The sequence below is a fragment of the Providencia sp. PROV032 genome (assembly GCF_028484875.1).
Lineage (GTDB): Bacteria > Pseudomonadota > Gammaproteobacteria > Enterobacterales > Enterobacteriaceae > Providencia > Providencia rettgeri_E.
Window position 1 is genome coordinate 19,538 of sequence record NZ_JAMPSX010000010.1, and the last position, 22,490, is coordinate 42,027.

Sequence of the window (22,490 nt, forward strand, 5' to 3'; positions counted from 1 at the left end):
GGAGCGATATTCATGGAATTTACATTTTATATCGCCGGTCTAGTTGCCATTTTAGCAACTTTAAGGGTGATAACGAATACAAATCCGGTGCATGCACTGTTGTATCTGGTTGTTTCTCTGCTGGCTCTGTCAATGGTGTTTTTCTCCCTAGGTGCATATTTTGCTGGGGCGTTGGAAATCATCGTGTATGCAGGTGCCATTATGGTTCTGTTCGTGTTCGTCGTAATGATGCTCAATTTAGGGCGTTCTGTTCAAGAACAAGAGCGCGCTTGGTTGACGCCAAAAAACTGGATTGGCCCTGCGGTGTTATCCGCAGTTTTACTGGCTATCTTAGTTTACGGCATTACCTCGTTGTCTTATCAAGAAGGCATTGAGGGAACCATCATTGGTGCGAAAGAAGTGGGAATTAGCCTATTTGGGCCGTATGTTCTGGCTGTCGAATTGGCATCACTGCTACTGCTAGCGGGTCTAGTCGTCGCATTCCACGTTGGACGTGACCGTAAAGAAAACGGTGCTGATCTTGTCAGTGACCGTAATGCGGAGGAGCAAAAATGATACCTCTTCAACATGGTCTGATTTTAGCGGCAATTTTATTTGTAATGGGACTTAGCTGTCTTGTTATTCGCCGTAACTTGCTTTTCATGCTGATCGGACTGGAAATCATGATTAACTCAACTGCACTGGCATTTGTTGTTGCAGGGAGTTTCTGGGGGCAACCAGACGGCCAAATTATGTATATTTTGGCAATTGCACTGGCTGCAGCGGAGGCGAGTATTGGACTGGCGTTGTTACTGCAACTCCATCGTCATCGTCAGAACCTGAATATTGATAAAGTCAGTGAGATGCGCGGATGAACCTACTCTATTTAACTATTCTGTTGCCTTTACTGGGGTCGGTGTTGTTAGCCTTCTCCCGTGGACGCTGGTCAGAAAACGTTTCGGCCATTATTGGTGCGGGGTCGGTCGGCTTAGCGGCCATCGTCGCATTCTATGCTGGCAATGAATTTTTAGCTCAAGACGCAGGTAGCGTTTTCATCCAACCACTTTGGACTTGGATGTCTGTCGGTACCTTTAATATCCCATTCACCCTAATGTTAGATGGTCTGTCACTGACCATGTTAGGTGTGGTAACGGGTGTGGGCTTCCTTATCCACGTATACGCTTCTTGGTATATGCGTGGCGAGGAGGGTTACTCACGTTTCTTCGCTTACACTAACCTGTTTATCGCGAGTATGGTGGTCTTAGTCCTCGCTGATAACATGATGCTGATGTATCTCGGTTGGGAAGGGGTAGGGCTGTGCAGTTACCTGTTGATTGGTTTCTATTATACCAATCCAGAAAACGGTAAAGCCGCAATGAAAGCGTTCTTTGTAACGCGTATCGGTGACGTATTCCTCGCCATTGGTATGTTTATTCTGTGGAATGAGCTTGGCACATTGAATTTCAGCGAAATGGCGGTGTTAGCACCTCAGAAATTTGCTGAAGGTTCGAGTGCGATCAATTGGGCAACCTTGATGTTATTAGGTGGCGCAGTCGGTAAATCAGCACAGTTACCATTGCAAACGTGGTTGGCAGATGCGATGGCGGGTCCTACGCCAGTTTCAGCATTGATCCACGCCGCAACCATGGTAACGGCCGGTGTGTACTTAGTGGCTCGTACTCACGTTCTGTTCTTATTAGCGCCAGAAGTTTTACATTTAGTTGGCGTTGTGGGCGCGGTGACATTGGTACTGGCTGGGTTTGCTGCACTGGTTCAAACGGATATCAAACGTGTACTTGCATACTCCACCATGAGCCAAATCGGTTATATGTTCTTGGCACTCGGTGTACAGGCGTGGGATGCTGCAATTTTCCACCTGATGACACATGCTTTCTTTAAAGCGTTGCTGTTCCTGTCAGCGGGTTCGGTTATTTTGGCATGCCACCACGAGCAAAATATCTTCAAAATGGGTGGGTTGCGTAAGCAAATTCCATTTATCTACGCTGTGATGTTGATTGGCGGAAGCGCACTGGCAGCATTGCCACTGTTTACTGCTGGTTTCTACAGTAAAGATGCCATTTTGTGGGGTGCGCAGCTTGATGGACAAACTGTATTGTTGTGGGCCGGTATCCTCGGTGCATTAATGACCGCAATTTATACCTTCCGTATGATTTTCATCGTGTTCCACGGTGAAGCAAAAATCAAAGCGCATAAGGTTAAAGGCATCACTCACACATTACCACTGGGTATTTTGGCTATCCTTGCAACGTTTGTTGGTGCATTAATTCACCAACCACTCGAAGGGGTATTCCCTGCAGAAGCGGCTGGCAGTGAAGACGGTAAAGTCTTACTCGAAGCGATTTCTGGCGGGTTTGCTATCGCAGGTCTGTTGATTGCGGTATTCCTCTACCTGTTTAGACGTTCCATAGTCGATGCTATCGCAAAAACTGCAGTGGGTCGTTTCTTCAGCGCATGGTGGTATCAAGCGTGGGGCTTCGACTGGCTGTATGACGTAGTCTTTGTAAAACCGTTTAAAGGTATTGCATGGCTACTGGAAAGCGATCCGATTAACTCTCTGATGAATATCCCTGCACATCTTTCACGTTGGGCAAATAAAGGGCTTGCAGTGAGTGAAAACGGCCAAATCCGTTGGTATGTTGCCTCGTTGGGGCTGGGTGCAGTGCTGATTCTTGCTCTGCTGCTTTTGGTTTAATTAAGGGACACATTGCGCCATGCTATTACCCTGGCTAATACTCATTCCCTTCATCGGAGGCCTGCTAAGCTGGCAGGCTGACCGGTTCAGTCATCGCGCACCGCGTTGGATTGCACTGGCGACGATGGGAATAACATTGATACTTTCCGTGCAATTGTGGTTACAAGGGAATTACTCGCTTGTTAATCCACAAGGTATTCCACAATGGCAATCTGTTTTCTTGATGCCGTGGATCCCGTCATTGGGAATTGACTTTCATTTAGCAATTGACGGTTTATCACTGTTGATGGTCGTATTAACGGCTATCATGGGGGCTTTCTCGATTCTGAGCTCTTGGAGTGAAAACCAGAAGAACCAAGGTGCGTATCACTTTAACCTGCTGTGGATTATCACAGGGGTGATGGGGATTTTTACCGCGGTTGACCTGTTCTTGTTCTTCTTCTTCTGGGAGATGATGCTGATCCCAATGTACTTCCTGATTGCCAATTGGGGACACAAAGGGTCAGAAAACAGACAACATATCAAAGCTGCGACTAAGTTCTTCATCTATACGCAAGCGAGTGGTTTGATCATGCTGGTCTCCATCATTGGATTGGCACTAGCAAACTACAATACTTCAGGTGTATTAACATTCGACTATAACCAACTGCTGGGAGCAGAGCTCTCTAGCAACGTTGCGTTTATGTTGATGTTAGGCTTCTTTATCGCCTTTGCCGTTAAAATGCCACTGGTTCCATTTCATGGTTGGATGGCAGATACTCAGGAACAATCGCCAACAGCGGGTTCTGTAGATATCTCCGGTATCATGTTAAAAACCGCAGCATACGGTCTGTTACGCTTTACTTTGCCTCTGTTCCCTGAAGCCTCTATCCAGTTCACGCCAGTGGCGATGACGTTGGGTGTGATCAGTATCTTCTACGGTGCATGGTTGGCGTTCAAACAAACGGATATTAAACGTCTGGCGGCGTACAGTAGCTTATCCCACATGGGGTTTGTGACAGTCGCTATTTACGCGGGTTCAACCTTGGCTTACCAAGGTGCGGTGGTTCAGATGATCACCAACGGTTTGTCCGGTGCAGCCCTGATTATTATTAGTGGTCAGTTGTACGAACGCACACAAACTCGTGATATGCGTATGATGGGTGGATTATGGAAACGCATTAAATGGTTACCAGGAATGTCCCTGTTCTTTGCTGCGGCAACGTTAGGAATGCCAGGTACAGGTAACTTTATTGGTGAATTCATGATCCTGTTCGGTAGCTTCAGCCAATTCACGTTAGTGACCTGCATTATGGTCTTTGGTGTGGTGTTTGCGTCTATCTACTCACTGTGGATGATGCAACAGACTTACTACGGCACACCAAAATCAGAAAAAGAAATGAAAGGGTTAACGGCGCGTGAGTTTGGTGTGCTGCTGGCTCTGGCTGCTTTACTGGTTATCATTGGCTTCTATCCGCAACCCATTTTAGATACATCAATGGGTTCTATGGAAACATTGCATAACCTGTATTCTGCTTCACTTACAACATTAGGGCTGTAATTCGCCATGACAATAACTCCTCAAGAACTGATCGCAATACTGCCACTGATGATCGTCGGGTTGACGGCAGTGGTTGTGATGCTGTCCATTGCGTGGCGACGCGATCACCTGACCAGTGCCGCGCTGACAGTATCTGGTTTTATTATTGCGTTGCTTTCACTCATTTGGGTGGCCGACGGCTACCTAATGGATGTGACTTCGCTTATCCGTGTTGATGGCTTTGCGCTGTTCTATAGTGCATTAGTCCTGATAGCGGGTATCGGAACGACTATCTTTGCTTACCACTGGTTAGAAGGTTTTGGTGATAATAGAGATGAGTTCCACTTGCTCGTTGCTATTGCAGTGGCGGGTGGTGTGCTGTTATCTATGTCAAACCATATGGCGTCGATGTTTATCGGTATTGAACTGATTTCATTGCCACTGTTTGGCTTAGTTGCCTATACCTTTGAGCGCAGTCGCACATTAGAAGCTGGGATCAAGTACATGCTGCTATCTGCAGCAGCGTCTTCATTCCTGTTATTTGGAATTGCGTTACTGTATGCAGAATCGGGTAGTTTAAGTTTTGCTGCGGTTGGTCAAAGTCTTTCTGATAACCAAATTCACGCACCATTGGTGATGATTGGTTTCGGTATGCTCATTGTAGGCTTTGGCTTTAAACTGTCACTGTTTCCATTCCAACTGTGGACACCTGATGTTTACCAAGGTGCTCCTGCACCAGTGTCAGCCTTTTTAGCAACGGGCAGTAAAATCGCTATCTTTGCCGTATTAGTACGTATCTTTCTGGAAGCACCAATCACCAATAGCAATACATTGTCGATTGTCATTTCAGTAATTGCGATAGCCTCTATTTTGTTTGGTAACTTACTGGCTATCACGCAAAAAAGTGCAAAACGTTTACTGGGTTACTCATCTATCTCACATATGGGATATTTATTGGTTGCTCTGGTTGCGCTTCGTATCGATCCGGTCGCTTCGCAAGTCACTATCGCAATCTACTTAGTGGGTTATCTATTTGCGAGTTTAGGGGCATTCGGTGTTGTGAGTATCATCTCAAGCCCTTACCGTGGTGATGACCAAGATGATTTCAGTGCATTCCGTGGGCTGTTCTGGCATAAACCTGTTCTCGCAACGGTAATGACGGTGATGATGCTATCACTAGCGGGTATTCCAATTACATTAGGCTTTATTGGTAAATTCTATGTGATTGCATCCGCGGTGAATGCAGAGTTATGGTGGTTAACAGGTGCTGTCGTTGTTGGTAGTGCAATTGGTTTATATTACTACCTACGCTTTATGGCTAGCCTATATAGCCGTGATGCAGAACATGCAGAACGTTATACAGGCCCTGAAAAAGCCACGCTAGGGACAGTGGTTGCTGTTATATGCGCCATTGCGGTTATCGTCTTTGGTGTGTGGCCACAACCCCTTATTGATATGACATCAACAGCGCTTGCTGTACTTAATTAATAGCTCCAAAAAATACTATTGTTAATAAACCGGTTACTTTAGAGTAGCCGGTTTTTTTTTAATCAGGTAACTGGCGTTGATATTGATATTCCATGTCATCTAGGAATGACATAAGTACTTGACTTGCCATATTGACCTCTTGAATATTCAATGTTTTTTCAGACGATTTTTCATTAATGAAATAACACCATTCCGACCAATAATCTTTAATTAAACCTATCTGAGTGATAATTGACAGTTTTTGTGAGTCTATGATTGTTATTTGGTCAGCTAATAACATGAGTTGGGCTAGTTTAAATATCGTTTTATCAATGTGATTAACCTCTTCTTTTAACTCTAAAATTTGGTTTCCTAAATCTAATCTGACCTCGACAAGCTGTGCAAACTCTAAACCATCATCAATGACTGATAATAAATTCTTAATAAAGGCAACAGCTGATTTTAATATTTGTTTTTTATTCATTGGCATATCAATTGAATCAATTAATTCATCGTTTAATAAATGTTTTTTTAAAAAATCCGTGATTTTAGATTTTAAGATGATATCTTCTGCTGCGGTAATAACGGAGTGTTGTTGGTTGATTTCATTTATCTTTAAGGTTTTATTGTTTTTAGATGTGACGAGAAGTTCTTTTTGCTCAGCATATTGATGTAATTTATGTTGATTGCTTTCTTCTAGGTGAATGAGTGATAAAGAATCAGTGGTATAACTGAATTTAGTGATTATTCTTTCCAGTTCTAATTTGAAGTCAGTTAAATCCTCAATAAAACTTGTGACTAAAGATCCCTCTGGAATATTTGTATTTTCATTATTTAATTCACTTTTTAAAATGTAATTCAATTTTATTTTTAGCTTTGGTATCGAGTTTCTGATAGTCTCATTAATATTAAAGGTTTTACTTGCTATTTTTTGTATTTTACCGTGGATGATAAAATCATAATGTATTATATTTTTATTAAATGCGGAAATTTCATTTGACATATTCCTTAATTGATAAATATCAATCGGGGGCAATATGGGTAAGTCTAGCTTATCTTGCATATTAGTACCTTTTATTGAGGAGGGGTATTACTTAGTTGTGTTTCATCAAATAATTTTATTAAGTGTGTTGAGTACTCTTGAATGGTATGCCATGATGCAATCACCCGTTTAAAATGGGTGATGAATTGAATAAGTTTGTCTGCATTATTAATTTTTTTGAAAACCTCGATTGATTGAGTTATTTCAGTGAGAAGAACGAGCCACATATAGTCTAAATGGTCAACAGCGAGTCGGGCATCTTTAAAAAGACCATCAATTTTGTGGAGATTGATTTGAATGTCAAAGATAACTTTTTTGACAAAATTTTCTTTGTTGATTTGGTCATTAATTGATGTTATTTCTGTTAAAATTTCGTTTTTTCTTGCTCGAATTTTTTCAGCCTTAGAGCCGAAAATACCACCGGTGATGATGAGTCCAATAATACCACCTGCTAAGCCAGTGAAACTCAGCTTCACAAAGTGTGAATACTCTAGTTCTAGTTGCTGTAGCTCCTGTTTTTTCATTTTCAGTGATTCTTGTAAATAGGTATCTGTATTTTCGCTATTAGCAGGTTCAAGCTGTTTATATAACCCTTTAATATTAAATAATAAAGATTCAACATGTTGATAATTAGAGAGGTATCCTCCTGTAATATGTACCCTAAAATCTGAAATGATATTTTTAATATTACTTGTCTTAATGGATTGATCTTTAATATCATCTTTAATTAATTGCAAAATATTAATTAGTTCGGTAGCTATTTGTTGGTCATCATTTTGATAAAATATTTGATCTAACTCATTTTCATTAATGTCATTCAGACTATCTGATATTCTTCTCAAAATAGGCATGTGGTTTATATATTCAATAATTTGCCCACCTGTTTGAGTTATGTTTCGGCTAACGAGTGATAGGTTAATAGATTGTTCTTTAACATGTTGCTCGACATTGTCCCAGGTGTTGGCATGATCTCGAATGTTGATGATAGTATTAATTAATTCGTCTGTATCTATGGGTAAAGTGGTTGATGAGGTAATGCCAAACCATTTTAGAATGTCCTTTTTTTTCCAAGGTAAAGAGAGGGAAAAGTAAATGTGCCGACGTATACTCATTAAATCTTCTAATGTGAAAATACCGACTTCACGGGTTGAAAGTACATCTTGATTCGTTAATAAGGCTATAGTTGTATGGCCTATATGTTCTTTTTCAATAATTCTGTCGTAATTTTCTTTTGTGTTCATTTTAAATTCCATGTTAATTAAGTTAAAGACAGTGTGCTAATTTTCATTAGCAATCTTGTATGCTTGAAGTGTCTATTTATTGTAAATGAAAATATAAATTTCATATTTGTTAACCTACTAGAAAATGACTGAAAGTTTTATACTAAAAAATGAAAAACAGAGCTAAAAAATAGCACTTGAAGAGGTTGGTATATGTTTAAAATATTATTTTTATTTATATGTATTAATAAATCATTTATTTTTATACTAAATAAAATGCTCAATAGAAATATCATGTTAATTAAAATACAAGATGGATTTCTTTTGGGGGAATAGACTTTTCATGGCGTATTGGCTTGACGAACAACAATAACTGCGTTTCAAAATGGAATTTTTTTTGGGTGAAAAACAAGCAGTTTAGGAAATAAAAATGAATAAAAGGGATGAAATCACATTTCACATTAATTAAATGAATAGAATACTGTGCAATATATATAATAAGCTATACTATCAATAGCCTGAAGGTCACTATGTGTGTAAACAGGTTTGTTTTGACGTAGTTGTTCTTGGCTATCGTCAATTGGGTTCTAAGTACTAAAATAGTGAAATATTATAAATAATTTTTTGATTGCCGGGGTTCGGCTTTTAGCGCGGAATGAGTGACATAGCATTTACTGTTAGTCATCAATGTATTAAAAATTTGTATTGCGCTATATAATAACGCGTAGTGAATTTGTGAGATGTAGCAGTGGGAATCTAAAGTGAACTATAAAAAATTTGATCGATTGATAACTGAAATTTTGGACCATTTGTCTACATTGACACTAAACACCAAAGCGTATACTCGTTTTGTCTGGCAGTTAGATGCGCAAACTACTTTCCCTGGTCTTTCATGGCTATCGGCACAAGAAATCTACCCTCAATTTTACTGGTATCAACGGACGGGAGCCGAAGAATGCAGCGCTCTTGGAATGGTTAAGTCCTTTGATTCGATAGATACAGCACAAGCTTTTTTATCACAATATCCGAATGTGCCAGAGATGCGCCTATGGGGGCTTAATGGTTGGAATGCTGTTGGAGATGGAATCCCTGAAGAGATAAAACGCCAAGCAACTTTTTGTTTTTTGCCTCGAATTGAAATTCATCGGTTGCGTTCGACGATTAGCGTTAGTGTCAATATAGAAGGGGAAGAAGATCGCTTAAATGCTATCCATCTTTTACAGCAAGTAAAATCGGCTTCTCAAGAGACATTGACACTGGACGCCGATATTACTGCACAGGAACATATTCCTACGCATGATGAATGGTGCCGTTTATTAAATTGCGCTATTGATGACATGAAGTCAGGAAAAATGGAAAAAGTGGTTATGGCCAGGGAAACAAAACTCACCCTGTCTAAGCCAATTGCGGTTGCTGAGTTTTTAGCACAAAGCCAGCAGGTGAATCATCATTGTTACCATTTTATGATGGCCTTCAACGCACATTCAGGTTTTATTTCGTCAACACCCGAACGTTTATACTTACGTCAAGACGAACAACTGAACTCTGAGGCTTTAGCAGGAACCGTCGCTAATGACCCTGATGACATGGTCGCAGCGGAATACGCTAAATGGTTGATGGAAGATAAAAAGAACCAACATGAAAATTTAGTGGTTGTTGATGATATTTGCCAACAATTACAAGGAGCAGTGACAGGGGTTGATGTATCGTCGGCAAAAGTGATCCGCTTGAGAAAAATTCAACACCTTTACCGCTCAATTGTTGCGACATTAGTTAGCCCTTCTGATAGCGATTGTTTGCAGCGTCTCCAACCCACAGCGGCGGTCTGCGGTTTGCCTCGAAAGGTTGCACGGCAATTTTTAGCAGAAAATGAACCGTTTTCTCGTGGTTGGTATGCAGGAACAGGTGGGTTTATTAGCTTAAATAAAAGTGAATTCGCAGTTTCTCTACGTTGTGCACAGATAGAGGGAGCCCATGTCTCATTATATTCAGGCGCTGGCATTGTCAGTGGTTCAGACCCAGAGCAAGAGTGGATAGAAATTGAGAATAAAGCTGCTGGGCTAATGTCTTTATTTGGAAATAACTAAAAACCATAAAATAAAAATGGTTATTTTCTTTTTATTTCAATTAGTTCACCAAAAATTGTTCTGAGATCAAGAAATTTCTTTCAGCCAGTCTAAACTAATTGATAACTAATAATTTGCTGAGCATATTATGTCGAATTCTGCTTTTAATCTCCGTTGGGCTGAAGTAATAATTGAAGCACTATCTCGCCACGGAATGAAACATATCTGTATTGCGCCGGGCTCGCGCTCGACACCATTGACCCTCGCTGCCATTAGCCATGGGAAATTGCATTGCCATACCCATTTTGATGAGCGTGGTTTAGGGCATTTAGCGCTAGGCTTAGCAAAAGCCAGTCGTGAGCCTGTAGGGGTGATTGTGACCTCTGGTACGGCAGTCGCAAACCTTTATCCTTCTTTGATTGAAGCGGGTTTAACTGGTGAGAAAGTTATTTTTCTTACTGCAGACAGACCCCCTGAATTGATTGATTGTGGTGCTAATCAAGCTATTCGACAAACCCATATTTTTGCTTCCCATCCTACTCAAGCATTAATGTTACCAAGGCCGACACAAGATATTTCAGCTAAGTGGTTGGTAACAGCGATTGATAATGGCATGAATCAACTACACCATGGTGCATTTCATATTAACTGTCCCTTTGCCGAACCCTTGTACGGTGATATGGACGGGGAAGATGCATGGCAGGAAACACTCGGAGAGTGGTGGAATTCAAATCATCCGTGGTTAACCGAGCCATTAACGCATTCTGTTGCATTAGTTGCAGATTGGTATTTTTGGCGGCAGAAAAAAGGCATTGTGATTGCGGGACGAATGACTGCGAGCGAAGGTGAGTTAGTTGCCAAATGGGCTCAAGAACTCGGATGGCCCGTCATCGGTGATGTGCTCTCTCAAACGGGACAACCATACCCTTGTGCCGATTTATGGCTTCAACGCCCTGATACTCAACATATTTTAAAGCAGGCAGAATTAGTCGTTCAGTTTGGTTCAAGCTTAACGGGAAAACGGTTACTGCAATGGCAAGCCAATTGTGAACCGCAAGAGTATTGGATTATCGATTCGATACCTCAGCGGTTAGACCCAGCCAATCATATGGGAAGAAAGCTAACTTGCTCCATTAAAGGTTGGCTAGATAACCATCCTGCACAGCCGAGAAATTTGTGGTGTGAATCGCTGCTGACTTTAGCGCAAAAAACGCACCATCACGTGCGCCAACACTTGCATGAGCAGTTTTCAGAAGCCGCGGTGGCGCACCAATTACCTGAACTGCTGCCTCTTCGAGGCCAATTATTTGTCGGTAATAGCTTAATTGTCCGTTTGGTGGATGCACTGGCCCAACTTCCATTGGGTTATCCTGTTTATAGTAACCGAGGTGCGAGTGGTATTGATGGTTTGATTTCTACCATGGCGGGCGTTCAGCGAGCAACCGCACAGCCAACACTGGCTATCGTTGGAGATATTTCTGCACTCTATGATTTGAATAGTTTGGCGCTATTGCGAGAACCTTCCGCACCGACAGTTCTTATTGTTGTGAATAATAATGGGGGGCAGATTTTCTCAATGTTGCCTACACCAGATGAAGCAAGACAAAATTATTACTGTATGCCGCAAAATGTCAGTTTCGAGCCAGCGGCGAAAATGTTTGGCTTACAATATTGTGCTCCGACAGACTGGGGGACACTAAAAGAAACCGTACAACAATTTTGGCATCGTCAACAGGGCACCTTGCTGGTGGAATTACAGGTAGCAAGTGATGCAGGTGCGCGTACTTTAAAACAACTATTAAATGAAGTTGTGGATCTGTAATGTTATCCGCACAGAGACATCATTCTGCCTCATCCGCTCCTTGGATAATCTGGTTGCATGGTTTGTTAGGCAGTGCAGATGATTGGCTACCGGTGATTGAGCAAACAGGTGCTTTTCCATCGTTAGCTGTCGATTTACCCGGACATGGGGGTTCTCATTCAGAACCCTGCCTAGGTTTTTCAGATTTTGATCAACAACTCAGCGCACTTTTACAGTATCATCAAATTAATGAATATTACTTGGTTGGCTATTCACTAGGCGCTCGGCTGGCGATGCATTTTGCCTGTCACTATCAACCTAACGGACTATTAGGGTTAGTGATTGAAGGTGGGAATGTGGGGTTAGCCAATGAACAAGAACGAACTGCTCGCGCTGCTAATGATGCGGCTTGGGCCCAGCGTTTTCGTTCAGAGCCGATTGACGAAGTGTTAGATGATTGGTATCAACAAACGGTATTTGCTGATTTGTCGGTGCTCCAGCGCCAACGTTTAATTCAATTACGTCGACAAAATAATCCGCAGAGTATTGCTGTTATGCTAGAAAATACATCATTAGCAAAGCAACCTTTTCTAGCGGACAAATTGCGTCAATTGACCTGTCCTTATCGCTATTTTTGTGGCGAAAAAGACCAAAAATTTCGAAGCGTTTCGCAACAATATACTTTGCCGTTAACGCTGATTGAAAATGCAGGGCATAATGCACATCGGGAAAACCCTATGGGCTATGCGGCTGCACTTCATCGTTTTTTATCATAAAGTGGTTAAAGGGATCTGATAATGATTTATCCAAGTGAAGAACAATTATACGCACCTATCGAATGGCAAGATTGCTCGACAGGGTTTGAAGACATTCGCTATCACAAATCCCCCGAAGGGATTGCAAAAATCACCATTAATCGTCCTGAAGTGCGCAATGCTTTTCGTCCACAAACCGTGAAAGAAATGATCCAAGCTCTATCTGATGCACGCTATGATGACCAAGTTGGAACTATTATTTTAACGGGCGAAGGTGAAAAAGCATTTTGTGCCGGTGGTGACCAAAAAATTCGTGGTGATTACGGCGGATATCGTGATGAAAGTGGTACACACCACTTAAACGTATTAGATTTCCAACGCCAAATTCGTACTTGTCCAAAACCTGTTGTCGCGATGGTCGCTGGTTTTTCTATCGGTGGTGGCCATGTATTACATATGATGTGTGACTTAACTATTGCCGCTGATAACGCAATCTTCGGCCAAACTGGGCCAAAAGTTGGTTCATTTGATGGCGGCTGGGGTGCATCTTATATGGCACGTATCGTAGGGCAAAAGAAAGCGCGTGAAATCTGGTTTTTATGCCGCCAATACAATGCACAAGAAGCATTAGATATGGGCTTGGTTAATACCGTTGTTCCATATGCAGATCTTGAAAAAGAAACGGTACGCTGGTGCCGTGAAATGCTAGAAAATAGCCCGATGGCACTGCGTTGCTTAAAAGCAGCGTTAAATGCGGACTGTGATGGACAAGCAGGTCTGCAAGAGTTGGCTGGTAATGCCACTATGTTGTTCTATATGACAGACGAAGGGCAAGAAGGCCGTAACGCCTTTAATGAAAAACGTGCGCCTGATTTCTCTAAATATAAGCGTAACCCATAATGCGTAAAGCCAAGATTTATTCGTTCAGCCTGCCGATGGAGGCAGGCGTTATCCTTCGTTATCAGCGGTTAAAAACGCGTGATGGGCTTTTGGTCTGTTTACAAGATGGGGATAACGAAGGTTGGGGAGAAATTTCGCCTCTACCTGAATTTAGCCGTGAAACATTAGAAGAGGCCACTGCCGAAACTATTGTACGACTGAATGAATGGGTGAAAGAAGGCAAAATTTCTAATAGTTTATTACCCTCAGTGGCTTTTGGCTGTAGTTGTGCTATCGCGGAGCTAACAGGGGAACTTCCCGAACAAGCGGATTACCGCAAAGCACCTTTATGTAGTGGTGATCCTGACGATTTAATCTTAAGCCTTGATGCAATGGAAGGTGAGAAAGTCGCTAAGGTTAAAGTCGGTTTATATGAAGCAGTTCGTGATGGTATGGTGGTTAACCTGTTACTCGAGGCTGTTCCAGAACTGAAATTGCGTCTGGATGCAAATCGCAGTTGGACTCGAACAAAAGCCGACGGTTTTGCTAAATATGTTAATCCAGACTACCGTGACCGAATCGCTTTTTTGGAAGAACCGTGTAAAACTCGTGAAGAGTCACTGCAATTTGCAGCAGAAACTGGCATTAGCATTGCTTGGGATGAAAGTGTACGTGAAGAAGGCTTTATGGTAGAGGCACAAGAAGGGGTGTCTGCGATTGTGATTAAACCGACCCTGACAGGCAGCTTGTCTTATTGCCGTTATTTGGCGGAAGAAGCCCATCGCTTAGGGTTACAAGCGGTGATCAGCTCATCTATTGAAAGTAGCTTTGGCTTAACACAACTTGCTCGTATAGCACACTGGTTAACCCCAAATACCATTCCTGGTTTAGACACTGTATCGCTTATTCAATCTCAATTGGTACGGCCTTGGCCACAATGTGATATTCCGCTTCAGCAGTTAGATGATTTAACGCTTGTATGGCAGAACTAGATGACTTTAAAGATTGGCCTTGGCAACATTGGGCCAATCTTTGTCCAAAATCAATTGCCTTAGTGACCGACTCCCAACGCCTAACTTGGGAAAGTGTTAGCCAACAAATTACTGACCTCAGTACTTACTTTTCAATGCAAGGTGTAGCGCAGGGGCAGTGTATCGTTCTGCGTGGGAAAAATTCAGTTGAGTTATTGCTGAGTCAGCTGGCTCTTATTGCGTGTGGTGCTCGTGTTTTACCACTAAATCCTCGCCTCCCAGAACGGTTATTAGCAGAATTATTACCTCATCTGAATATTAGTGCGGTAATTGATTTTACTGATGAATCAAATCTATTAGCAAATTATCGTAATTTAGATTATCAGCTCTATTATCATTTTATTGGTGATGAAGAGGTTGCTTTAACTGTTTTTCAAGAGGCTATTCAGCAGCCTGCCACATTGATTTTAACATCGGGGTCAACAGGCCTACCTAAAGCTGCCGTTCACAGTGTTGCTGCGCACTTAAATAGTGCTGAAGGTGTTGTTAATCTAATGAATTACCAGCAAGAAGATTGCTGGTTACTGTCGTTGCCGTTATTCCATGTCTCTGGTCAGGGTATTGTTTGGCGTTGGCTTCTGAAAGGGGGCTCACTTGCGGTAAAAGATCTTCCTTTGGCTCAAGCATTACATGACGTTACTCATGCCTCTTTGGTACCGACCCAGTTATGGCGGTTATTAAATGATAAACGGGTGGTGGAGCTTACGCTAAAAGCTGTTTTATTGGGCGGAGCCAGTATTCCTTCAACGTTAACGGATCTTGCTCAACAACATGGTATTGCTTGTTGGAGCGGCTATGGCATGACAGAAATGGCTTCTACAGTTTGTGCTAAACGAGCAGATGGCAAGAAAGGTGTAGGTTTACCTTTGAAAGGTAAGCAAATTCGTCTCTTGGATGATGAAATTCAGATCCAATCAAACAGCCAAGCACTGGGTTATTGGTTTGATGGGAATATTAAGCCTTTAAATTGTATTGATGACTGGTTCAAAACGAATGATAAAGGGATATTTATTGATGGTGAGTATCAAATTATTGGTCGCCTAGACAATTTATTTATCAGCGGTGGGGAGTGTGTTCAACCTGAAGATATCGAATCAGTCATAAATTCACATCCTGATGTTAGCCAAAGTTTTATTATACCTATTGATGATGTGCAGTTTGGGCAACGTCCTGTCGCGGTTATTGAAGCAGATGAGTCAGTGGATTTAAATCAGCTGGCGGATTGGTTAAAAGATAAACTCGCTCCATACCAATATCCTATGGCATTTTATTATTTAGACCCTGAATTGAAAGCAGGGGGAATAAAAGTGTCTAGGCAACAAGTGAAGAAGTGGTTGTTAGCGAGAATAAAAGAATAGGGCAAAATAGTGGCGGGGTTATCCCCACCACTTAATGACTTACACTATTTTAGTGCTTTTAACGCTTTTTCAACACCCGCACCGTATTCAGGATGAACTTGTTTAAATAACTCGATTTGGCGCACTTGTGTGGCTTCAGTCGCGTCAATAAGTTCACCAGCAATACGTTTAAACATACGTTGGTGTTCTGCATCATCTAATAACTCATATAATGCACGTGGTTGGCTGAAATAGTCTTGGTCTTCACGGTGATCCCAATGGTCAGCTGCACCTTCAATAGATAATGGCGGTTCGCTAAAGTCGGGTTGTTCTTGGAATAAACCGGCTTCATTTGGCTCATAGGTCACATGGTTGCCGCTATTACCGTCAACGCGCATTGCGCCATCACGGTGGTAATTATGGAATGGGCAACGAGGAGCATTCACTGGGATTTGATGATGGTTGACACCAAGGCGATAACGATGAGCATCTCCATAGGAGAATAAACGGCCTTGTAGCATTCTATCCGGTGAGAAACCAATACCTGGAACCACGTTTGCAGGGCTAAAAGCGGCTTGTTCTACATCAGCAAAATAGTTATCTGGATTACGATTAAGTTCAAAATATCCAACATCAATTAATGGGTAATCTTTATGTGGCCAAACTTTAGTTAAGTCAAATGGGTTATAAGGAACTTGAGAGGCTTCTTTCTCTGGCATAATTTGTACTTGCAAATTCCAGCGCGGGAAATCCCCTTTTTCAATTGATTCAAACAGATCGCGCTGTGAACTTTCTCTATCTTTACCAACTAATAGCTCAGCTTGTTCATCAGATAGATTCGCAATGCCTTGTTGGCAACGGAAATGGAATTTGACCCAGAAACGTTCATTATTACTGTTAATGAAACTGTATGTATGGCTACCAAATCCATGCATATGACGATAACTTTGTGGAATACCACGGTCACTCGCATCAATGGTTAATTGGTGTAAAGATTCAGGCAACTGAGAGAAAAAGGCCCATTTGTGTTCCATTGTACGCAGGTTAGATCGCGGGTCACGTTTCACTACATGGTTTAAATCAGGGAATTTTAATGGGTCGCGGAAATAGAATACTGGGGTGTTGTTACCCACCATATCCCAGTTACCTTCTTCAGTATAAAATTTTAATGCGAAACCACGAATATCACGCTCTGCGTCAGCAGCACCACGTTCACCTGCAACGGTAGAAAAACGAGCAAACATTTCTGTTTTTTTGCCGACTTCAGAGAAAATTTTTGCACGCGTATAGCGGCTAATATCATGGGTTACGGTAAACGTACCGAAAGCACCAGAACCTTTTGCATGCATGCGTCTTTCAGGGATCACTTCACGGTCAAAATGGGCAAGCTTTTCTAAAAACCAAACATCCTGTAATAACATTGGGCCACGTTTACCAGCTGTCATCACATTATTATTATTGGCGACCGGTGCGCCCGAGGCGGTAGTAAGGCCTTTCTTTTTCATCACAATGCTCCTTTGATTGGATTAAATGACTACACAAACCTAACTAATAAGTTAATTTTTTGTAAGAAAATAAAAAACTCAATATAATGAACTTATAATTCAGTATAGTTATTATGGAATTAATTATCTAATAAATATAACCAATTACTGTGATTACAGGCGAAAAACATGTATTTATCGTGTTTTTTTGCACTGAATGTTTTTATGCGTGAAATTTTGTAATGAATAAAGCAAGCTTTTATAGAGGCTATAGCGTAAATCTAAGTAAGATTGGCTGAAAATAGGGTAGGATTCGCGTAATATCTATAGGTAATAATATCAAGAGGATGAAACAATGCGTAAATTATTATTATTGGCAGCTGCGATGTCACCATTATTCGTTGGAACCGCACATGCAGTTTCAGTCAGCGCACAAGCGGGGGAACATTATACTGAGCTGTCAGCAGGGGTAGGTAACCAAAATGCAGGGTTAGCATTTAATGGTTCTTGGGCTCGCAGTGATCATGATGGACAAACGGGAAGCATTGGTGCCACATTTGGCTTACCTGTTGGGCCTTTCTCTGCATTCGTTGGTGGTAAGGGGTTATATTTATCACCTGATCATAATAGTAGTGGTTCTGCATTAGCTGTAGGTGGTGGATTAAATTGGCAGGCACTGCCTTCACTGAACATTTACGGTGAAGCTTACGGTGCTCCAGAGCAACTGACTTCAGGCAGCAAATCGTATGTCGAAGCCAAAGCAGGAGCTCGTTATACTGTATTTAAGCCATTATCTATTGATGCAGGATATCGCTTGATCGAAATGAAAGGGACGCATGGTAAGAGTAGCGACAAGCTTGCCGATGGTTGGTATGTTGGTGCAGGGCTATCTTTCTAATTCGTTGTAATATATTTACAGTTCCTAGTCGTGACATGGCTAGGAGCTGGCTGTGATACCTTTAGCTCAATAGGAAATCACTCAAAGAGGTATCCACCAGAAATTAACCGTGTTTAGTTTTACTTAAAGACATGAGTGTTTCGCGGCTTAGTCCAGTGCATTCAACGATAATATCCAGGCTAATACCATTCTTAAGAAGGTGGCGTGCCATGGTTATTTGGGCTTCTTGGCGACCTTCCATTCTGCCTTCTTGGCGACCTTCCATTCTGCCTTTGTTCTGTAAACGCAGTGCGATATTCATAATAGCTCCCTTATGTTTTTCTGTTTTTTCGCTCAATGCTTGAATGATATGTTCGAAATTAGCAGAATCCAAAGCAATGAACAGATAATTGATAATAGTAATGATGTCATTATCGTTATTATAGTGTTTATTGAGTGCTTGCGCCAAGAGCGGGAGTACCTGCTGAAATTCATCCCGTAAGTGCTTATGTTTCATTGCTAATTCCATTATTGCAATCTTTCGATGATTAACTAATTCATTATCATCTATGATAGTTATATCGACTAATGGAAATGGTTGAGTGTAAAGATTATTAGCGATATTAGGGAAAGGGAAACAGTCAGTCCAAAGTTGGGTATAAGGATAAGGCGAACGACCGCCATGGTAGAAAAGGATAGGGACGACAAGGGGCAATTTCTTATTTCCTTGTTGCATATGCTGATTCATGGCTAAAAAAGCATAATGCATCAGACGCCATGCCATCAGTTTATCAGGCGTTGATTGGTGTTCAACTAAAAGATAAAGGTATCCTTTTCCTTGTGTTGTTTCTACTGAATATAACACATCTGATAATCGCGAGCGGAGTTGCTCATCAATAAATGAGGAATTTGTAAGTGATAACGTATTGAAGTCACACAATGATTTTATTTGTGCAGGCAAATAGATATCAAAAAAATCTCGTGCATTTTCGATATTCGTCATGATGCCTTTAAAAGCCGCATCATGAATATTGGATACTTGTTTTTTCTTCACCTAATTCGCCTTATTAAGACCCCAATATGGCGAAGATACGGTAAAACGATTAGGTTGTCTGTTCAGAATTATTTTCTGATAAGTATCGAAATAATAGAACGAAGTTTTTTAAATGTGATGAATAATAGGTTGAGTTTAGAGAATCAAATTAATTATCAAGGGGGGATAAAGCCCCCAATCTTGATAAATCAATGCTTGGGGACTGGTCGTATACTTAATATGGAAGATATTTAGCCAACGTTTGGTAAAAAACCGGCAACAATCGAAAATTGGATAGCAATTACAGCGATACCACATACCAACACTAGGGCTAAAATAGGTGTACCGCCTTTAACTTGATACGCACCTTGAGTTTCTAATTTACGCACACGTAATGTTAGTAGTGCAGGAATAATCAGTGCTAAGACCGAGAGTGCAACAGCGGCATACGTTAGTGCTTGTACGAAACTACTGAAAAATAAGGCGGCTAATAATGGTGGAACAAAGGTTAATAAACCAGTTTGAACACGACCGATAAAATGATTGCTCCGCTTGAATAAATCAGCGAGGTAATCAAATAAACCCAATGCAACACCTAAGAAGGATGTGGCTAACGCTAAATCCATAAACAAGCTAACGGCAATATTGACTCGAGGCGTAGCGACAACATCCCGAATGGCTGTGAGTAACCCATTAAGGCCGGATTCCTGAGCGAGGATCCCCATAAATGTATGTGATGGAATAGAGCCCAACGTTGCAACTTGCCATAGAATATAAGCAACAAGAGGGATCGCACTTCCGGTAATGAAAATCATGCGTAATTTGCGCACATCTCCATTCATATAGTTAACTAAACTAGGCACGCTGCCATGAAAGCCAAAAGAAGTAAAAATAACGGGAACGGCAGCTAGGATAAGGCCTTTTTCAATTGGCATCGTGCTTAGGTTCACGGCTTCAGCATGCGGCATCATCACAACTAACATAATCACTAAAAAAATTGTTTTTGCCGTGAACAAAATTCGATTAATAAAATCGACTGAATGCGTACCAATACAGACAATTGAACCGCCAATAATAGTAAATGCAATAATAGCAGTATCGGTTGAAATTTTAATTCCCCACCATGAGGATAGGCTATCTGAAATTAATACGCCCGCGCCACCGATATAAGCGGTTGTTAACGCGTACATTAATAGCAGCATACTCAGTCCGGTCACTATCTGTCCAACAGGACCAAGATATTTTTTAGCAACAGAGCCTAAACCCATATTTGCGGGGTTATGTTGATATACCTCGACTAATAGTAATGAGGTATAACTCATTAACATCCATAATCCAACAAGCAAGAAAACGATGCTTGTGAAACCGACTCCCGCAGCGGCAAGTGGCATTGCCAACATCCCTGCACCTATTGTTGTCCCTGCAACGATTAACACACTGCCAAGCGTACGATTCTTCACAAGTTCCTCTAATTGAATTTGAATAATTAACAAGTGATGCAGATTATGCGATCGCAAGTTCGCTGTCAAATGTAAATTACAGGGAGTGTAATCTTTTATTTACACAATTAATCAAGTAGGTAGGAAATGAAAGGCAATAAGCACGTTAATAAAGTAAAGAAAAAATGATGGTTTAAAGTAACTAAAGGTAAATTTACATGGGGTAAGTTGTTAAAAATGGTATGATAATCGATTGATTTTTATGAAGGTGGTGGGTAACTGAATAGTATGTCAGTTACTTAATGTAAATTATGTGATGAGGTCAAAATAAAAGCATAAAAAATAAAACTAAATTGATTTTGAAGTTATCATAAATCAAATTAATGCTTGAAAATCATCCCGATAATATATGTAAACATATATATAAAGGATGGAACTATGGACTTTATGATTCAACTCGCCATTATCCTTGTTTGTTTATTCTATGGGGCAAAAAAAGGGGGAATGGCACTCGGGCTACTAGGTGGTGTTGGTCTCGTTATTTTAGTTTTTGGATTTGGTTTACCGCCTGGAAAACCGCCTGTTGATGTTATGCTTGTTATCATTGCTGTTGTTGCCGCATCAGCGACGCTACAAGCATCAGGCGGTTTGGATGTCATGCTGCAAATTGCAGAACGACTACTGCGGAAAAACCCTAAGTACATCTCTATTGTGGCACCTTTTGTGACCTGTATCTTAACCATTTTGTGTGGTACAGGGCATGTGGTGTATACCATTTTACCTATCATCTATGATGCGGCGATTAAAAATAATATTCGTCCTGAAAGACCGATGGCGGCGAGTAGTATTGGCGCACAAATGGGGATTATCGCCAGTCCAGTTTCAGTGGCCGTTGTTTCATTAGTGGCAATGCTAAACGGTGTTACAATCAATGGCCAATCACTTGAATTCCTTGATTTGTTAGCAATTACTATCCCGTCCACATTAATTGGTATTCTTGCCATTGGTATTTTCAGTTGGTTTAGAGGTAAAGATCTCGATAAAGACCCTGTATTCCAAGAGTTTATCTCAGTGCCTGAAAACCATGATTATGTTTATGGTGACAGTGTGACACTGCTAAATACAAAATTGCCAAAAATTAACTGGGTCGCGATGTGGATTTTTTTAGCCTCTATCGCTGTTGTGGCACTACTTGGTGCATTCTCAGAGCTAAGACCTCTAGTTAATGGTAAGCCGTTATCGATGGTTTTAGTCATTCAGATGTTTATGTTATTAGCGGGTGCGCTGATAATCATTATTTGTAAGACTAATCCGGGGCAAATTTCAAAGAATGAAGTATTCCGTTCCGGGATGATAGCGATTGTCGCCGTATATGGTATTGCTTGGATGGCGGAAACCATGTTCGGTGCCCACATGGATGAAATCAAAGGCACATTGGGTGCTTTAGTGAAAGATTTCCCTTGGGCTTATGCCGTTATCTTATTATTAGTCTCTAAGTTTGTTAACTCACAAGCAGCTGCTTTGGCTGCTGTAGTACCAATTGCACTAGGCATTGGTGTTGACCCGGCTTATATTATCGCTTCCGCACCTGCGTGTTATGGATATTACATTTTACCAACTTACCCTAGTGACCTTGCGGCAATTCAATTTGACCGTTCTGGAACAACACGTATTGGTAAATTTGTTATCAACCACAGCTTCATTTTACCGGGGTTAATTGGGGTGGGTGTATCTTGTGTGTTTGGCTGGGTATTCGCTGGTTTATATGGTTATTTATAACCAATAAATTAAGTAAATAAAAAGTGATTGTACAGTAACGGATAGGCCGCTGTGCAATCACCTATTTTA

General features: G+C 41.3%; 18 protein-coding genes. 13 read left to right on the forward strand and 5 right to left on the reverse strand.

What is annotated here, in order from left to right; translation table 11 throughout:
• Nucleotides 1-12: 12 nt before the first annotated feature.
• Genes nuoJ through nuoN form a run of 5 tightly spaced genes read left to right on the forward strand, consistent with a single transcriptional unit; the run spans nucleotide 13 to nucleotide 5,699 of the window.
• Complete coding sequence (gene nuoJ, locus PSF42_RS08930) at nucleotides 13-555, forward strand: NADH-quinone oxidoreductase subunit J (protein WP_125891287.1); 543 nt, start codon at nucleotides 13-15, stop codon at nucleotides 553-555.
• Nucleotides 552-854, forward strand: coding sequence for an NADH-quinone oxidoreductase subunit NuoK (nuoK, locus tag PSF42_RS08935; protein WP_004921109.1), 303 nt, complete (start codon nucleotides 552-554; stop codon nucleotides 852-854). The genes nuoJ and nuoK overlap by 4 nt, the downstream gene beginning before the upstream one ends.
• The gene (gene nuoL, locus PSF42_RS08940; RefSeq protein WP_004259845.1) at nucleotides 851-2,692 is read left to right on the forward strand and encodes an NADH-quinone oxidoreductase subunit L; all 1,842 of its coding nucleotides are present in this window, start codon (nucleotides 851-853) and stop codon (nucleotides 2,690-2,692) included. The genes nuoK and nuoL overlap by 4 nt, the downstream gene beginning before the upstream one ends.
• 19 nt (nucleotides 2,693-2,711) lie before the next feature.
• A complete protein-coding gene (gene nuoM / locus PSF42_RS08945; protein WP_125891285.1) occupies nucleotides 2,712-4,232 on the forward strand; it encodes an NADH-quinone oxidoreductase subunit M in 1,521 nt (506 codons plus the stop codon).
• A 6-nt stretch (nucleotides 4,233-4,238) separates the two neighbouring features.
• The gene (nuoN, locus tag PSF42_RS08950) at nucleotides 4,239-5,699 is read left to right on the forward strand and encodes an NADH-quinone oxidoreductase subunit NuoN (RefSeq protein WP_213912536.1); all 1,461 of its coding nucleotides are present in this window, start codon (nucleotides 4,239-4,241) and stop codon (nucleotides 5,697-5,699) included.
• A gap of 58 nt (nucleotides 5,700-5,757) precedes the next feature.
• On the opposite strand, the gene PSF42_RS08955 is transcribed toward nuoN, so the two are convergent.
• Both PSF42_RS08955 and PSF42_RS08960 read right to left on the reverse strand, forming a co-directional pair.
• On the reverse strand, nucleotides 5,758-6,741 hold the full coding sequence (locus PSF42_RS08955) for an alpha-xenorhabdolysin family binary toxin subunit B (protein ID WP_272679862.1): 984 nt from the start codon (nucleotides 6,739-6,741) through the stop codon (nucleotides 5,758-5,760).
• A gap of 11 nt (nucleotides 6,742-6,752) precedes the next feature.
• Nucleotides 6,753-7,961, reverse strand: a complete 1,209-nt coding sequence (locus tag PSF42_RS08960; RefSeq protein WP_272679863.1) for an alpha-xenorhabdolysin family binary toxin subunit A — start codon at nucleotides 7,959-7,961, stop codon at nucleotides 6,753-6,755.
• Nucleotides 7,962-8,701: 740 nt separating this feature from the next.
• Between PSF42_RS08960 and PSF42_RS08965 the strand changes: the two genes are divergently transcribed.
• The 6 genes from PSF42_RS08965 to menE all read left to right on the forward strand — a co-directional run bounded on the left by PSF42_RS08965 (nucleotide 8,702) and on the right by menE (nucleotide 15,830).
• A complete protein-coding gene (locus tag PSF42_RS08965; RefSeq protein ID WP_272679864.1) occupies nucleotides 8,702-10,027 on the forward strand; it encodes an isochorismate synthase in 1,326 nt (441 codons plus the stop codon).
• Nucleotides 10,028-10,154: 127 nt separating this feature from the next.
• On the forward strand, nucleotides 10,155-11,828 hold the full coding sequence (menD, locus tag PSF42_RS08970; RefSeq protein WP_125891280.1) for a 2-succinyl-5-enolpyruvyl-6-hydroxy-3-cyclohexene-1-carboxylic-acid synthase: 1,674 nt from the start codon (nucleotides 10,155-10,157) through the stop codon (nucleotides 11,826-11,828).
• Nucleotides 11,828-12,583, forward strand: a complete 756-nt coding sequence (gene menH / locus PSF42_RS08975; RefSeq protein ID WP_272679865.1) for a 2-succinyl-6-hydroxy-2,4-cyclohexadiene-1-carboxylate synthase — start codon at nucleotides 11,828-11,830, stop codon at nucleotides 12,581-12,583. The genes menD and menH overlap by 1 nt, the downstream gene beginning before the upstream one ends.
• Nucleotides 12,584-12,604: 21 nt before the next feature.
• On the forward strand, nucleotides 12,605-13,462 hold the full coding sequence (menB, locus tag PSF42_RS08980) for a 1,4-dihydroxy-2-naphthoyl-CoA synthase (RefSeq protein WP_125891278.1): 858 nt from the start codon (nucleotides 12,605-12,607) through the stop codon (nucleotides 13,460-13,462).
• Nucleotides 13,462-14,433: an o-succinylbenzoate synthase gene (gene menC / locus PSF42_RS08985; RefSeq protein ID WP_272679866.1), complete on the forward strand. Its 972-nt coding sequence runs from the start codon at nucleotides 13,462-13,464 to the stop codon at nucleotides 14,431-14,433. Before menB ends, menC begins: the two co-directional genes overlap by 1 nt.
• Complete coding sequence (menE, locus tag PSF42_RS08990; RefSeq protein ID WP_272679867.1) at nucleotides 14,421-15,830, forward strand: o-succinylbenzoate--CoA ligase; 1,410 nt, start codon at nucleotides 14,421-14,423, stop codon at nucleotides 15,828-15,830. Before menC ends, menE begins: the two co-directional genes overlap by 13 nt.
• A 44-nt stretch (nucleotides 15,831-15,874) precedes the next feature.
• Here menE and PSF42_RS08995 read toward each other — a convergent pair whose 3' ends face one another.
• Nucleotides 15,875-17,314 carry a catalase gene (locus PSF42_RS08995; RefSeq protein WP_185746869.1) on the reverse strand — a complete coding sequence of 480 codons (1,440 nt, stop codon included), beginning with the start codon at nucleotides 17,312-17,314 and terminating at the stop codon, nucleotides 15,875-15,877.
• 334 nt (nucleotides 17,315-17,648) lie between these two features.
• On the opposite strand from PSF42_RS08995, the gene PSF42_RS09000 reads away from it, so the two are divergent.
• The gene (locus PSF42_RS09000; protein WP_125891274.1) at nucleotides 17,649-18,191 is read left to right on the forward strand and encodes a YfaZ family outer membrane protein; all 543 of its coding nucleotides are present in this window, start codon (nucleotides 17,649-17,651) and stop codon (nucleotides 18,189-18,191) included.
• 103 nt (nucleotides 18,192-18,294) lie between these two features.
• Here PSF42_RS09000 and PSF42_RS09005 read toward each other — a convergent pair whose 3' ends face one another.
• On the reverse strand, nucleotides 18,295-19,224 hold the full coding sequence (locus PSF42_RS09005) for an Rpn family recombination-promoting nuclease/putative transposase (RefSeq protein WP_272679868.1): 930 nt from the start codon (nucleotides 19,222-19,224) through the stop codon (nucleotides 18,295-18,297).
• 230 nt (nucleotides 19,225-19,454) lie between these two features.
• Nucleotides 19,455-20,603: a tyrosine transporter TyrP gene (gene tyrP, locus PSF42_RS09010; protein ID WP_248466648.1), complete on the reverse strand. Its 1,149-nt coding sequence runs from the start codon at nucleotides 20,601-20,603 to the stop codon at nucleotides 19,455-19,457.
• A gap of 477 nt (nucleotides 20,604-21,080) precedes the next feature.
• Between tyrP and PSF42_RS09015 the strand changes: the two genes are divergently transcribed.
• Nucleotides 21,081-22,421: an anaerobic C4-dicarboxylate transporter gene (locus PSF42_RS09015; protein ID WP_125891271.1), complete on the forward strand. Its 1,341-nt coding sequence runs from the start codon at nucleotides 21,081-21,083 to the stop codon at nucleotides 22,419-22,421.
• Nucleotides 22,422-22,490 lie beyond the last annotated feature (69 nt).

What these genes read in the sequence shown, in the direction of transcription:
- nuoJ (WP_125891287.1), top strand. Translation starts at nt 13, where the DNA reads ATGGAATTTACATTTTATATCGCCGGTCTAGTTGCCATTTTAGCAACT.
- nuoK (WP_004921109.1), top strand. Translation starts at nt 552, where the DNA reads ATGATACCTCTTCAACATGGTCTGATTTTAGCGGCAATTTTATTTGTA.
- nuoL (WP_004259845.1), top strand. Translation starts at nt 851, where the DNA reads ATGAACCTACTCTATTTAACTATTCTGTTGCCTTTACTGGGGTCGGTG.
- nuoM (WP_125891285.1), top strand. Translation starts at nt 2,712, where the DNA reads ATGCTATTACCCTGGCTAATACTCATTCCCTTCATCGGAGGCCTGCTA.
- nuoN (WP_213912536.1), top strand. Translation starts at nt 4,239, where the DNA reads ATGACAATAACTCCTCAAGAACTGATCGCAATACTGCCACTGATGATC.
- PSF42_RS08955 (WP_272679862.1), bottom strand. Translation starts at nt 6,741, where the DNA reads ATGCAAGATAAGCTAGACTTACCCATATTGCCCCCGATTGATATTTAT.
- PSF42_RS08960 (WP_272679863.1), bottom strand. Translation starts at nt 7,961, where the DNA reads ATGAACACAAAAGAAAATTACGACAGAATTATTGAAAAAGAACATATA.
- menD (WP_125891280.1), top strand. Translation starts at nt 10,155, where the DNA reads ATGTCGAATTCTGCTTTTAATCTCCGTTGGGCTGAAGTAATAATTGAA.
- menH (WP_272679865.1), top strand. Translation starts at nt 11,828, where the DNA reads ATGTTATCCGCACAGAGACATCATTCTGCCTCATCCGCTCCTTGGATA.
- menB (WP_125891278.1), top strand. Translation starts at nt 12,605, where the DNA reads ATGATTTATCCAAGTGAAGAACAATTATACGCACCTATCGAATGGCAA.
- menC (WP_272679866.1), top strand. Translation starts at nt 13,462, where the DNA reads ATGCGTAAAGCCAAGATTTATTCGTTCAGCCTGCCGATGGAGGCAGGC.
- menE (WP_272679867.1), top strand. Translation starts at nt 14,421, where the DNA reads ATGGCAGAACTAGATGACTTTAAAGATTGGCCTTGGCAACATTGGGCC.
- PSF42_RS08995 (WP_185746869.1), bottom strand. Translation starts at nt 17,314, where the DNA reads ATGAAAAAGAAAGGCCTTACTACCGCCTCGGGCGCACCGGTCGCCAAT.
- PSF42_RS09000 (WP_125891274.1), top strand. Translation starts at nt 17,649, where the DNA reads ATGCGTAAATTATTATTATTGGCAGCTGCGATGTCACCATTATTCGTT.
- tyrP (WP_248466648.1), bottom strand. Translation starts at nt 20,603, where the DNA reads ATGTTGGCAATGCCACTTGCCGCTGCGGGAGTCGGTTTCACAAGCATC.
- PSF42_RS09015 (WP_125891271.1), top strand. Translation starts at nt 21,081, where the DNA reads ATGGACTTTATGATTCAACTCGCCATTATCCTTGTTTGTTTATTCTAT.